This is a genomic window from Streptomyces sp. DSM 41931 (assembly GCF_050271085.1).
GTDB classification, from domain to species: domain Bacteria; phylum Actinomycetota; class Actinomycetes; order Streptomycetales; family Streptomycetaceae; genus Streptomyces; species Streptomyces albogriseolus.
In genome coordinates this window covers 155,454-167,482 of record NZ_CP189902.1, presented here as the reverse complement: position 1 = coordinate 167,482, position 12,029 = coordinate 155,454, and the positions used below count along the sequence as shown (strand labels likewise).

13 protein-coding genes are annotated in these 12,029 nt (G+C 73.7%); 8 read left to right on the top strand and 5 right to left on the bottom strand.

The window, feature by feature from the left end; all coding sequences use genetic code 11:
- The first annotated feature begins 17 nt into the window (after positions 1 to 17).
- The gene (locus ACP7TJ_RS00860; protein ID WP_367548487.1) at positions 18 to 614 is read left to right on the top strand and encodes a DinB family protein; all 597 of its coding nucleotides are present in this window, start codon (positions 18 to 20) and stop codon (positions 612 to 614) included.
- Between the two features lie 10 nt (positions 615 to 624).
- On the opposite strand, the gene ACP7TJ_RS00855 is transcribed toward ACP7TJ_RS00860, so the two are convergent.
- Together ACP7TJ_RS00855 and ACP7TJ_RS00850 are read right to left on the bottom strand one after the other, a co-directional pair.
- Entirely contained in the window at positions 625 to 1,812 is a 1,188-nt protein-coding gene (locus ACP7TJ_RS00855) for a fumarylacetoacetate hydrolase family protein (protein WP_266394382.1), read from the bottom strand.
- Positions 1,813 to 1,848: 36 nt separating this feature from the next.
- Complete coding sequence (locus tag ACP7TJ_RS00850) at positions 1,849 to 3,585, bottom strand: IlvD/Edd family dehydratase (RefSeq protein WP_266394379.1); 1,737 nt, start codon at positions 3,583 to 3,585, stop codon at positions 1,849 to 1,851.
- A 101-nt stretch (positions 3,586 to 3,686) separates the two neighbouring features.
- Here ACP7TJ_RS00850 and ACP7TJ_RS00845 point away from each other — a divergent pair, with 101 nt between their 5' ends.
- Complete coding sequence (locus tag ACP7TJ_RS00845; RefSeq protein WP_367548485.1) at positions 3,687 to 4,466, top strand: FadR/GntR family transcriptional regulator; 780 nt, start codon at positions 3,687 to 3,689, stop codon at positions 4,464 to 4,466.
- Here the strand turns inward: ACP7TJ_RS00845 and ACP7TJ_RS00840 are convergent.
- Entirely contained in the window at positions 4,456 to 5,286 is an 831-nt protein-coding gene (locus tag ACP7TJ_RS00840) for an alpha/beta fold hydrolase (protein WP_427761693.1), read from the bottom strand. The genes ACP7TJ_RS00845 and ACP7TJ_RS00840 overlap by 11 nt on opposite strands.
- Before the next feature lie 164 nt (positions 5,287 to 5,450).
- On the opposite strand from ACP7TJ_RS00840, the gene ACP7TJ_RS00835 reads away from it, so the two are divergent.
- Positions 5,451 to 6,149 (top strand): DUF998 domain-containing protein, encoded by a 699-nt coding sequence (locus ACP7TJ_RS00835; RefSeq protein ID WP_370162317.1) that lies wholly within the window; start codon positions 5,451 to 5,453, stop codon positions 6,147 to 6,149.
- 183 nt (positions 6,150 to 6,332) lie between these two features.
- Here the strand turns inward: ACP7TJ_RS00835 and ACP7TJ_RS00830 are convergent, their stop codons facing one another.
- Positions 6,333 to 7,193, bottom strand: a complete 861-nt coding sequence (locus ACP7TJ_RS00830) for a helix-turn-helix transcriptional regulator (protein WP_189909266.1) — start codon at positions 7,191 to 7,193, stop codon at positions 6,333 to 6,335.
- 166 nt (positions 7,194 to 7,359) lie between these two features.
- Between ACP7TJ_RS00830 and ACP7TJ_RS00825 the strand changes: the two genes are divergently transcribed.
- Positions 7,360 to 8,355 carry an aldo/keto reductase gene (locus ACP7TJ_RS00825; protein ID WP_427761690.1) on the top strand — a complete coding sequence of 332 codons (996 nt, stop codon included), beginning with the start codon at positions 7,360 to 7,362 and terminating at the stop codon, positions 8,353 to 8,355.
- 61 nt (positions 8,356 to 8,416) lie between these two features.
- Here the strand turns inward: ACP7TJ_RS00825 and ACP7TJ_RS00820 are convergent, their stop codons facing one another.
- Positions 8,417 to 8,632 (bottom strand): hypothetical protein, encoded by a 216-nt coding sequence (locus ACP7TJ_RS00820; RefSeq protein WP_189909268.1) that lies wholly within the window; start codon positions 8,630 to 8,632, stop codon positions 8,417 to 8,419.
- A gap of 332 nt (positions 8,633 to 8,964) precedes the next feature.
- Here ACP7TJ_RS00820 and ACP7TJ_RS00815 point away from each other — a divergent pair, with 332 nt between their 5' ends.
- The 4 genes from ACP7TJ_RS00815 to ACP7TJ_RS00800 all read left to right on the top strand — a co-directional run bounded on the left by ACP7TJ_RS00815 (position 8,965) and on the right by ACP7TJ_RS00800 (position 11,959).
- Positions 8,965 to 10,092 (top strand): NAD(P)/FAD-dependent oxidoreductase, encoded by a 1,128-nt coding sequence (locus tag ACP7TJ_RS00815; protein WP_367534252.1) that lies wholly within the window; start codon positions 8,965 to 8,967, stop codon positions 10,090 to 10,092.
- 64 nt (positions 10,093 to 10,156) lie between these two features.
- Positions 10,157 to 10,393, top strand: coding sequence for a hypothetical protein (locus ACP7TJ_RS00810; RefSeq protein ID WP_093769673.1), 237 nt, complete (start codon positions 10,157 to 10,159; stop codon positions 10,391 to 10,393).
- Positions 10,394 to 10,425: 32 nt separating this feature from the next.
- Positions 10,426 to 10,947, top strand: a complete 522-nt coding sequence (locus ACP7TJ_RS00805) for an NUDIX hydrolase (protein WP_427761687.1) — start codon at positions 10,426 to 10,428, stop codon at positions 10,945 to 10,947.
- A gap of 100 nt (positions 10,948 to 11,047) precedes the next feature.
- Positions 11,048 to 11,959 carry a DMT family transporter gene (locus ACP7TJ_RS00800; protein WP_189909270.1) on the top strand — a complete coding sequence of 304 codons (912 nt, stop codon included), beginning with the start codon at positions 11,048 to 11,050 and terminating at the stop codon, positions 11,957 to 11,959.
- The last annotated feature ends 70 nt before the right edge of the window (positions 11,960 to 12,029 follow it).

Sequence of the window (12,029 nt, the reverse complement as noted above, 5' to 3'; positions counted from 1 at the left end):
ATGACAGTCTCGGCCGCGTGATCGACGATGTCGCGAAGGACGCCCTGCACACGAGACTGCGGCGGGACCGTGAGGCGCTGCTCTGGAAACTGGACGGCCTGTCCGAATACGACGCCCGCCGCCCCCTGACGGCCACCGGGACGAACCTCCTCGGCCTGGTCAAGCACGTGGCCACGGTCGAGGCCAGATACTTCGGCGAGGTCTTCGACCGCCCCTCCCCGGAACCCCTGTGCCGGTGGCAGGACTCCGACGGCAGCGACCACTGGGCGGCCGAGGACGAGACCCGTGACCAGATCGTCGCGTTCTACCGGCGCACGTGGGACCACGCGGACGCGACGATCGACGCGCTGGCCCTCGACACCCCCGGCCATGTGCCCTGGTGGGCGGACCCGTGTCCGAACACGACCCTGTTCGCCGTCATGGTGCACGTCCTCGGCGAGACCATCCGCCACACCGGCCACGCCGACATCCTGCGCGAGACGGTGGACGGCCGCACCGGGGTGCGCGCGGAGAACGAGCAGCCGGCCGACGACAAGGCCCGCGCGGCCCGCTTCGCGAAGATCGAGCAGACCGCCACGGCCGCACTGGCCAAGGCCCGGCCGACGCGGCACTGACGTCCCCGCGCTACAGCAACCCCCGCCGGGCAAGGCTCCGCATCAGCGCCCCCACCCCGAACGTCCACGGTGCCGCCTCCTCGCTCGGGACCACCGTGTTGACCAGCGCGCCCAGCCGGGGACTGGAGATCCGGACGACGTCGCCGTACTCGTGGGTGAAGCCCTCACCCGGTGCCTTGCGGTCCTCCGTGGGGGCGAACAGCGTGCCGGTGAACAAGGCGAAGCCGTCCGGGTACTGGTGGTGTGCGCCGTACGTCGCGGACACCAGCTCCAGTACGTCCCGGCTGATCTCGCGCAGGGAGCTGCTGCCCCGCAGCAGGTAGCCGTCCGGTCCGTCGATCCGCAGGCCGATGTCGAGGTCGCGTACCGCGTCGATGCCGAAGCCGTCGTCGAGCAGGCGGACGAACGGGCCGATCGCGCAGGACGCGTTGTTGTCCTTGGCGCGGGACAGCAGCAGGGCGCTGCGGCCCTCGACGTCGCGGAGGTTGACGTCGTTGCCGAGGGCCGCGCCGCGTACCCGGCCGCGTGAGTCCACGACGAGGACCGCCTCCGGTTCGGGGTTGTTCCACACGGAGGCGCGCAGCACGCCGATGTCCGCGCCGGTGCCGACCGCCGACAGCACGGGCGCCTTGGTGAACACCTCCGGGTCCGGCCCGATCCCGACCTCCAGGTACTGCGACCACAACCCCTCGGCGACCAGCAGGTCCTTCACCTCGGCCGCCTCCGGTGAGCCGGGCCGGATGCCGTCGAGCCTGCCGCCCATCACCCGCAGGACGCGCTCCCGTACCCGCGCGGCCTGCGCCGGGTCGCCGCCCGCGCGTTCCTCGATGACGCGTTCCAGCAGGCTCCGCGCGAACGTGACCCCCGCCGCCTTGATCACCTGGAGGTCGACCGGGGCGAGCAGACGCGGCACGTCACGCCGGCCGGGCGGGGCTGCCAGGAGGGCGTCGAGGCGCCAGGTGCGTCCGCCGTCCGCCTCGCGGACCACCTGGACCGCGTCGTCGCGTTCCAGCAGACCGGAGACGGTGGGTGCGAGGGCCGTCAGGTCGACGACGTGCTCGCCGCGCACCGCGGCCACGCACGGTCCGCCCGCCTCCGGGTCGTCGACGCGCGCGACGAGGGCGGCGCGGTCCGCGTCCTCCGGCAGGACGGAGCCGGCGGTGAGGACCGGACGGGGGCGCGCTGCTGCCGATTCCACGGTCGATGCTCTCCTCAGGGCGGAAGGGGCCTTGGCTCAGTGAGAGTCCCGGGGGACCTCGTGGCCGCGCCCGCCGCGCAGGAAGCCGAAGTCGGCGCCCCGGTCGGCCTGTTCGACGTGCTGCGTGTAGAGCCACGTGTAGCCACTCGCGTACCGGTCGGCGGGCGGTGTCCACTCCTGCCCGCGCCGGGCGAGTTCGGCGTCGTCGACGTCCAGGCGCAGGGTGCGGCCGGGGACGTCGAGGACGACGGGGTCGCCGTCGCGCACCAGCGCGAGGGGTCCGCCGACGGCGGCCTCGGGCGCCACGTGCAGCACGACCGTCCCGTACCCGGTGCCGCTCATCCGGCCGTCGCAGACGCGCACCATGTCCGTGACCCCCGCCTTCAACAGCTTCGCAGGCAACGGCACGTTGGAGACCTCGGGCATCCCCGGGTAGCCCTTGGGGCCCGCGTTGCGGATGACGATCACGGTGTTCTCGTCGACGTCCAGGGCGGGATCGTCGGCGACGGCGTGGTACGCCTCGGGGGAGTCGAACACGCGGGCGGGTCCGCGGTGGGTGAGCAGGTGCGGTGACGCGGCGGACTGCTTGATGACGGCGCCGTCCGGGCACAGGTTGCCGCGCAGGACGGCGATGCCCGTGCCGGCCGGCTGGAAGGGCGCGTCGAGCGGGGTGATGACGTCGGAGCCGGCCCGTTCGGCCCGCGCGGTGTTCTCGGCGACGGTGCGTCCGGTGACCGTGACAGGACCGCCGTGCAGCAGCCCGCCGCCGAGCAGTTCGGCCATCACGGCGGGCAGCCCGCCCGCGTAACAGAAGTCCTCCATCAGGTAGGTGCCGCTCGGCATCAGGTTCACCAGCGTCGGCACCTCACGGACCAGCGTGTCGAAGTCGTCCAGGTCCAGTTCGACGCCCACGCGTCCGGCGAGGGCGGTGAGATGGATGACGGCGTTGGTGGAGCCGCCGATGGCCGCGTTGACCCGGATCGCGTTCTCGAACGCCTCCCGCGTGAGGATCCGCGAGGGCCGCAGTTCCTCCTCCACCATGTCGACGATGCGCCGCCCCGCCGCCTGCGCGGTCTCCATCCGCCGCGAGTCGACCGCCGGCCAGGCCGCCGAGCCCGGAAGCTGCATGCCGAGCGCCTCGGCCACGCACGCCATCGTCGAGGCGGTGCCCATCGTCATGCAGTGACCGGCGGAGCGGGCCATGCACCCCTCGGCGAAGAAGCACTCCTCCTCGGTCATCCGGCCGGTCTTCAGGTCCTCCTCGAACTTCCACACATGGGTGCCCGAACCCACGTCCTGGCCGCGGTACTTGCCGTTGAGCATCGGCCCGCCGGTCACCATCACCGCGGGCAGGTCGACACTCGCGGCGCCCATCAGCATGGCGGGGGTCGTCTTGTCGCAGCCGGACAGCAGCACCACCCCGTCGAGCGGGTTGGCCCGGATCAGCTCCTCGACCTCCATCGCCATGAGGTTGCGGTACAGCATGGCGGTGGGGCGCATCAGCGTCTCGCCGGTCGCCATGGTCGGGAACTGCAGCGGAAGACCGCCCGCCTGCCACACCCCGCGCTTCACGGCCTCCGCGACGCGCGTCAAATGCGCGTTGCACGGGGCGAGTTCGGAGGCGCTGGTCGCGATGCCGATGACGGGGCGCCCGTCGAACACCTCGTGCCCGAAGCCCTGGTTGCGCATCCACGAGCGGTACAGCATGCCACTGCGTCCCCGCGCGCCGAACCAGGCCTGACTGCGGCGGTCGGTGTTCCGGCGGTCGGTCATACGCACACTCCCGTGGCTCCGGCGTCGTCCGCGGCGCGGATGGGGCGTGGCCGAGCGCGGACCCCGCTACCCTGGACCTCAATCATTAAATGATTCGATGAATGGCGTCCAGGGGGTGGACGGAGATCGACACGAACTTCCCGACCATGCAACAGCGCGTGGCCGACGAACTCGGGCGGCGCATCGTGGCCGGCGCGTGGCAGCCGGGCGCTCCGCTGCCGGTCGAGGACGCCCTCGCCTCGGAGATCGGCGTCAGCCGCGGAGTGCTGCGGGAGGCGGTCAAGTCGCTGGTGGCCAAGGGCATGCTGCGGGTACGGCCGCGCACCGGCACCCGCGTGCTGCCCCCGGACCACTGGAACCACCTGGACCCCGACGTCCTGCGCTGGAAACAGGCCGGGGACGCGGCGGCCCTGCTGCGGGACACGGGCGAGCTGCGCCGCATCGTCGAGCCCGAGGCGGCCCGCCTCGCCGCCGAACGGGCCGGCCCCGACGACGTACGCGCCCTGCACGACGCCCTGGCCGCGATGGAGTCCGCGGCGGCGTCACCCGCGCGCGGCGGCTACGTCGAGGCCGACATCGCCTTCCACCGGGCCCTGCTGGACGCCGGCGGCAACCGGCTCCTCGGCTCCCTCGGGCGCGCCGTGGAGATCGCGTTGCGGCACAGCTTCGACATCAGTACGCAGACCCCGGGCGCGGTGGAGGCCTCGCTGCCGGGTCACCGGGCCGTCGTACGGGCCGTCGAGGCCCGTGACCCGGACGCGGCGGCGGCGGCCGTGCTGGGGATCATCGAGGCGGCCCGGCAGGAGATCGCCCGGTCGCCGGGGATGCCGGGGGAGACGGGCCGCCGCCTTACGAACACCCCGCCGCCCGCTACGACGTGAGCCACTCCAGGATGTCCGGGCCGAGCACGTCGGGATGGACCGTCAGCATGCCGTGCGGGTAGCCCTCGTAGCTCTTCAGCGTGCCGTTCTTCAGCAGCTTCACCGTCAGCGGAGCCGAGTCGTCGTACGGCACGATCTGGTCGTCCGTGCCGTGCATGACCAGCACCGGCACCTCGATCTTCTTCAGGTCCTCGGTGAAGTCGGTCTCCGAGAAGGCCTTGATGCACTCGTAGTGGGCGTTCGCCGCGCCCGTCATCCCCTGCCGCCACCAGTTGTCGATCAGCCCCTGGGAGACCTCCGCGCCCGGCCGGTTGAACCCGTAGAACGGGCCCGACGCGAGGTCGATGTAGAACTGGGAGCGGTTGGCCGCGAGGGAATCGCGGAGCCCGTCGAAGACCTCGATCGGTGTGCCGCCCGGGTTGCTCTCCGACTTGACCATGACGGGCGGCACCGCGCCCACGAGCACGGCCTTCGCGACACGCCCCGGCTTGGCGCGCGCCACGTACCGCGCCGCCTCACCGCCGCCGGTGGAGTGCCCGATGTGCACGGCGTCGCGCAGGTCGAGCGCGTCGGTCAGCGCCGCGACGTCAGCCGCGTACGTGTCCATCTCATGCCCGTCGGCCGTCTGGTCGGAGCGTCCGTGGCCGCGCCGGTCATGGGCGATCACCCGGTAGCCGTGCTGCAGGAAGAACAACATCTGGGCGTCCCAGTCGTCGGAGCTGAGCGGCCAGCCGTGGTGGAAGACGACGGGCTGTCCGTCGCGGGGACCCCAGTCCTTGTAGAAGATGGCCGTGCCGTCAGAAGTCGTCACCGTGCCCATGGTTGGTCCTCCGCATGAGGGGGCTGAGGCGGCCGGGCCGGTGCGCGGCCGCCGGACGCACGGCAATCACCTTACGCCGAAGAGGCGAAACGCTCATCTCAGGAGATTTCGGGTATAGCTGGCTTGCACCTGTAGAGGTCGGTTGATCCGCTTATGGTGGTCCAATGCGGCTTGTTCCCAGGTGGGTTCTGTTCTCGTCGGGGTGCGCGCCGGTGCTGTTGATCGCGGGCTGGGCGATCTCGGCGGCGTTGGAGGGGGCGGCCTACGACCCGGTGACGCAGACGATCAGCGTCCTCGCGGCGTACGGCGCCTCGGGCTCCTGGGTGATGACCGGGGCGTTCTACGCGCTGGGCGTCTGCCACCTGCTCACCGCGTGGGGACTGCGGGCGGCCGCGGCGGCCGGCCGGGTGGCGCTGGCCGGCGGGGGAGTGGCCGCACTGGCCGTGGCGACGGTTCCCGTCCCGAGCAGCGGAGGCTCGCTGGGGCACGGATCGGTGGCCGCCGTCGGGTTCACGACGCTGGCCCTGTGGCCGGTCCTCGCCGCGACCGCCGGCCGCGGCACGCCGTGGGCGCTGCGGCCCCTGCCGTCCTTCGGGGCGACCACCGTGATGGTCGCCGGGGCGGTGTGGTTCCTCGTCGAGACGCACCGCGACGGCATGGCGGGCGTCGCCGAACGCGTGGTGACGGCCGTCCAGTCGCTCTGGCCCTTCGTCGTGGTGCTGTCGTGTCTGCGGCACCGCGCGGGGCGGCGGGCGGAGCCGTGGACACATGACCGGGTCGGAGGAACCGCGAGCCGCCCACAGGGCCGGACGACCGCACCGCGCCCCGGCCGCCGCGCGGCCAGGCGTCCCGGCCGGCCGTGACGAACGAGGCCGGCCCCTCGACCGGGCCGGCGGGCGTCCGCCCGTCCCCTCGTCCGGCTCCCGGCCGGCGCCCACGACGGCGGGCCGCGGTCTCTCCCTCCGGCCACGAGTGGTGGAGGAGCGTCACGCCGTCCGCCGCGACCGGCGGCGGACCGGGCCGGCTTCTGGGCGGGCGGCGCGGCGTCACCGCCCGTCACGGTCTGCCGTTCCCGTGGGGAACTCCTCGCTGCCGAGCACCCGCAGCAGTTCCATCCGCTCGCGCGTCTCGGCGTCCGCCGGGGTGAGCACCAGCAGTTGCTGCCCCTGGTCGGGGGTGACCAGGGTCTCGCAGTCCAGCAGAAGCCGGCCGACCCGGGGATGCAGCAGCGTCTTACGGTCCGCGCGCCGCACCGCGACCTCGTGCTCCGCCCAGAGGGCGCCGAACTCGGCGCTGACCGCCTCGAGCCGCTCGACCAGGCCCGCCACCGTCGGGTCGCCCGCCCGGCGTCCCACGGCCGCGCGCAGGTCGGCGACCAGCCTGCGGCTGCTGAGGTCCCGGTCCTCCGGCGGGCAGACGGTGCGGACCTCCGGCTCGGTGAACCAGCGGTAGATCATGTAGCGGCGGTCGCCGCGGAAGCCGGTGTGGTCCGACATCAGCAGCAGGGACGCACGGTTCTGCGCCAGGATCTCGCCGAGGTCGGACATCACCGCGGCCGGGGTGTCGCCGAGCAGGTCGAGCATGCGCACCAGCCCCGCGCGTGCCATCCGGGCCGTGCCGTCCGCGGCCGGGGGCCGGTGACCGGCCAGGTGGAACAGATGGTCGCGCTCGTCGTCGGACAGACGCAGCGCGCGGGCCAGCGCGACCAGCAACTGCGCCGAGGGCTGACTGCTGCGGCCCTGCTCCAGACGGACCACGTAGTCCACCGACATCCCGGCGAGCATCGCCACCTCCTCCCGGCGCAGTCCGCGCGTGCGGCGCCGGGGTCCGTCGGCGATGCCCACCTCGGCCGGGCGGATCGCCTGACGGCGGCGGCGCAGGAAGTCGGCGAGCTGTTCTCGTTCCACGCCCCCATGGTCCCGCGCGGCCGGACGCCCATCCAGGGAGCGGCGCTCCCATGATGAACGCTCCGCTCCCGCCCGCCCCGCCGCCGGAACACAGTGGAGGCGGTCCTGGCGGTTCGACGACAGGACGGCAACACGACAGGGCGACAGGACGACTAGGGAGCACATGATGCGTACACGCACACTGGGCAGCACCGGACCGCGGGTCTCCGCTCTCGGCCTGGGCGCGATGAGCATGTCGGGGTCCTACGGCGAGGCCGACCGCACCGAGAGCGTCGCGACCGTGCACGCCGCGCTGGACGCCGGAGTCACCCTCGTCGACACGGGCGACTTCTACGGCATGGGCCACAACGAGCTGCTGCTCGCGGAGGCCCTGCGCGGCAGGGACCGGGACAGCTACGTGCTGAGCGTGAAGTTCGGGATGCTGAGCGGCCCCAGCCCCACGTTCGGCGGGGTCGACGGCCGCCCGGCCGCGGTGAAGAACTTCCTCGCCCACTCGCTGACCCGCCTCGGCGCCGACCACATCGACATCTACCGGCCCGCCCGGCGCGACCCCGACGTGCCGATCGAGGAAACCGTCGGCGCGGTCAAGGAACTGATCGAGGCCGGCTACGTACGGCACCTCGGTCTCTCCGAGGTCGAAGCGGAGACCGTGCGGCGGGCGCACGCCGTGCATCCCGTCGCCGACCTGCAGATCGAGTACTCGCTGATCTCCCGCGCCGTCGAGGCGGAGGTCCTGCCCACCCTGCGCGAGCTGGGCATCGGCCTCACCGCGTACGGCGTCCTCGCCCGCGGGCTGATCTCCGGGCACTGGTCGCCGCACCGCGCCGGCCGGCCGGGCGACCACCGTGCGGCGAGCCCTCGGTTCACCGCGGGGAACGTGGAGCACAACCTCGCCCTGGTCGAGGCGCTGCGCGGGGTGGCCGAGGCCAAGGGCTGCACCGTCGCCCAGCTGGTCATCGCGTGGGTGGCGGCGCAGGGCGAGGACATCGTGCCGCTCGTCGGCGCCCGTACCCGCGAGCGGCTGGCGGAGGCGCTGCCGGCGCTCGACGTGGAGCTCACCGCGGACGACCTGGCGGAGATCGAGAAGGCGGTGCCGCCGGGTTCGGCACGCGGGGACCGGTACCCGGCCGTCTTCATGTCCACCCTGGGAGTGGGGAACTGACCGGTACCGGTCATACGGGCACCGGCGACCGGGCGAAGCGCCGGGCACGACGGGATGGCCGCTAACCCGCCTCCAGGCCGAGGACGCGCCGGGCCGCCTCGGCCTCCGCGGCCGGCGGGGAGAGCTCGTCCAGGGTGTCAAGTTCCGTGTCGTCCGCCAGCTCCCGCTCCCAGGCGTCGGCGAGCCGCTGCTGCTCCTCGTGGGGTTTCGCGCTGACAGCGTCCCGGTGCTCCGGGTCCAGGGCCGTGAGGAAACGCTCGACCGAGTCCATGGACATGCCGTACTCCTTGTTCGCTCCGGAAGGCGCCGCACGGCCCAGGATGGCCAGCGCCCTCGGGGTACGGGTGCCCGACACGGCCCGCGGCCACCCCGATGGCCCCGCACGGACGGGACCCGCACTTGCCGCACCTATCGAATTTCGATAGCTTCCCATCGTCATTCGATCGGTGTGCGGGTGCTGTGCGGTGCTTCCGGCGCCCCCTGTCCGCGTCCCGTTCCCGTGCCTCGTGCCATGCCCTGGAGTGCCCGATGTCCCCAGCCGTCCCTGCCCCCGTGCCCGCCCCCGCGCCCGCCGTCCGTCCGGGGTCCGGGGGTGCGGACCGTACCGACGTGCTGGTCGTCGGGGCCGGACTGGCCGGGCTCCACGTCGCCACGCGGCTCGCCCGGCAGGGACACGACGTCCTCCTCGTGGACCGGCGCACCACCCTGGCCGGCGCGATCCGCACCACCGGGATCTTCGTGCGCAAGACGCTCGACGACTTTCCGCTGCCCGAGCGCCACCTCGGGCCGCCCATCCGGCGCATGCTGCTCTATCCGCCCAGCCTGAGCCGTCCCGTCGCCCTGGTCAGCGACCGGGACGAGTTCCGCGTCGGCGACATGGCCGGGCTGTACGAGACGTCGGCCGCGGTCGCCGTCGAGGCGGGCGTACGGCTCGCGCTGGGCACCCGCTACGTCGGCCGGCGCGACGGGACGTTCCACCTGATCGGCCGAGAGGGGCCGTTCCGGGTCCGCGCCCGGTACGTCGTCGGCGCCGACGGCGCCCGGTCGAGCGTCGCCCGCGACCTCGGCCTCGACCGCAACCGGCATCTGCTGGTCGGGGCCGAGGAGGTCTACCCGGTCGCCCCGAACGGCGAGCCGCCCACCTTCCACTGCGTCCTCGACCCCCGGGTCGCCCCCGGATACCTGGCGTGGGCGGTCAACGACGGGGAGCACGCCCATGTCGGCGTCGCCGGGTACGCCGACCGCTTCCCCGACGGCCTGCGCCGTGCCATGGAACGCTTCAGCGCCGGCGCACCCGGGCTCGAGGGCGTACGGCGCCCCGGCACGGTGGAGCGGCGCGGCGGGCCGATACCCGTCGGCGGGGTGCTGCGCCGCATCGGCTGTGCGGACGGGCTGCTCGTCGGGGACGCGGCCGGCGCGGTGTCCCCGCTCACCGCCGGCGGCCTCGACCCGTGCCTGCGGCTGTCCGACCTGGCCGCCCAGGTCCTCGACGACGCCCTGCGCACCGGCGCCCCCCACGCCCTCACCCACTACAGCGGCGCCTCCCTGCGCTCCCGCTTCCGCGGGCGGCTGGCGCTGCGCACCGGACTCGCGCACATTCGGACGCCCGCCGCGACCACCGCGGCGTTCACCCTCCTGCGCACCCCGCCCGGCCGCGCCGCGGCGGCCCGCATCCTCTTCGGCGACCGTTCCTTCCCGGACCGGCCGGTTCCTCGGCCGAGCCTGGCGAGCGGCTGACCCCGCCGCCCCGGCGGGCCCGCGCCCGCATGCGCGCCCCTGCCGCCCCGTGCACGCTTGACCCATGGCGAGCGACCGGCAGACCATCGTGATCTACCCGCCCGCCGGCGACGGCGGCCGCCGGGTCCGCGCCGGCCCTCACTTCCTGGGCATGGCCTACACCCTTCTGGACGTCGTGGAGTTCCTGCGGCTGGCCGGCATGGAGGACGCCGACGACGGCTGGCTGCGGCAGTCCCCGCGCGTCGAGTGGCGCGGCGGCGGCCCGGACACCTGGACCGCGGCCCGCGGCCTGCACGACTGACAGGTCCTGCCGGCCGCGGGCACGATGGGGTCATGACGGAACTGGTCGAACGGGTGGACGACGACGATCGGGTGATCGGCCTCGTCGACAGGGGCGAGGCGATCCGCAGGCGGTGGCTGCACCGCGTCGCGACGGTCGTCTGCCGGGACACGCGCGGGAGGATCCTCGTGCACCGCAGGCCGCCCGACGCGGTCCGCTTCCCGGACGGCGTCAACTTCATGCTCGGCGGAGCGTCGGAGCCCGGCGAGACCTACGAGGAGGCCGCCGCCCGGGAGCTGACGGAGGAACTGGGCGTACGGGCCCGCCCCCGCTTCGTCCTCAAGTTCCGGTGTGCCGGCGTGATCAGCCCGTACTGGCTCGGGCTGCACGAGGCGGTGGTGACCGGACCCGTCGCCCCCGACCCGGACGAGATCGCCTGGCACGACTGGCTGACGGACCCCCAGCTCGCGGAGCTGGTGCGGGACGAGGCGTTCGTCCCCGACGCCAGGGAGGCGTACCACCGCTGGGCGGCCCCGCGCCGCGACGGGCGGACCCCGGCGGGGCCCGCCGGGTGACACGGGGCGGGCCGTCTCCGCTCCCGCGTTCGCGGGCCGTCCGCCGGGCGGTCACCATGGCAGGGACCGGGGGCGGACCGACTCGTCGTGGAGGGCGGACATGTTGCTGCCGGTCCTGTTCGCGCTGGGCGCCGCGCTCAGCAACGCGCTCGCGACCGTGCTCCAGCGCAAGGCCACGCTGACCGTGCCCAAGGCCGAAGGCCTGCGCGTCGGACTGATCCTCGACCTGCTGCGCCGCCCCGTCTGGCTGGTCGGCATCGCGACCGTGATCACCGCGGGCGTCTGCCAGGCCGTGGCGCTCGCGACCGGACCGATCACCGTCGTGCAGCCCTTGTTCGTCCTCGAACTGCCCCTCGCCCTCGTGATCGCCGCGGCCCTGCTCCAGGGGCGGCTGTCCCGGGCCGGCTGGTTGGCTGTCTGCACGGTGGTGGTGGGGCTCGGCGTCGTCCTGTTCGCGGCCTCGCCCGCCGGGAACCGCACCCAGGTGCCGATGACCCACTGGATCCCGGCCGTCGCCGTGTGCGCCGCCGCCATCGCCGCCCTCGTCGTCGCCGCGCTCCACCGCCCTGAGGGCCGCGGCCGCGCCACCTGCTTCGGACTCGCCACGGCGATCTCGTACGCCATGACGGCCGCGCTGATGAAGACCTCGATGCACACCCTCGACGACAGGGGCGTCACCGCCTTCTTCACCACCTGGCAGACGTACGGCTTCGCGCTGTTCGGGGTGTGCGCGCTGTTCTTCCTCGAGAACGCGATGCAGTCGGGCCCGCTGGTCGCCTCCCAGCCGGCCCTCACCCTGGGAGACGCGTGCGTGAGTCTGGCGCTGGGGATCACGGTCTACGAGGAGTACGTCCGGACGGGCTGGTGGCTGATCCCGCAGTTCCTGGGCGCCGCGCTGATCGCGGCCGGTGTGCTGGCGCTGTCGCGTCTTCCGCTGGCGCGGGCGCTGGCGAGTGAGGAGCAGGAGTCAGGGGAGGGGACGGCGGCGGACGCGGGGACGCCCGCGCCCTGAGACCGGCTACGTGGCCGCTGTTCGTTATCATCACCGCGCCGGTGCACGGCGACAGGCGGGGGAGATTGCA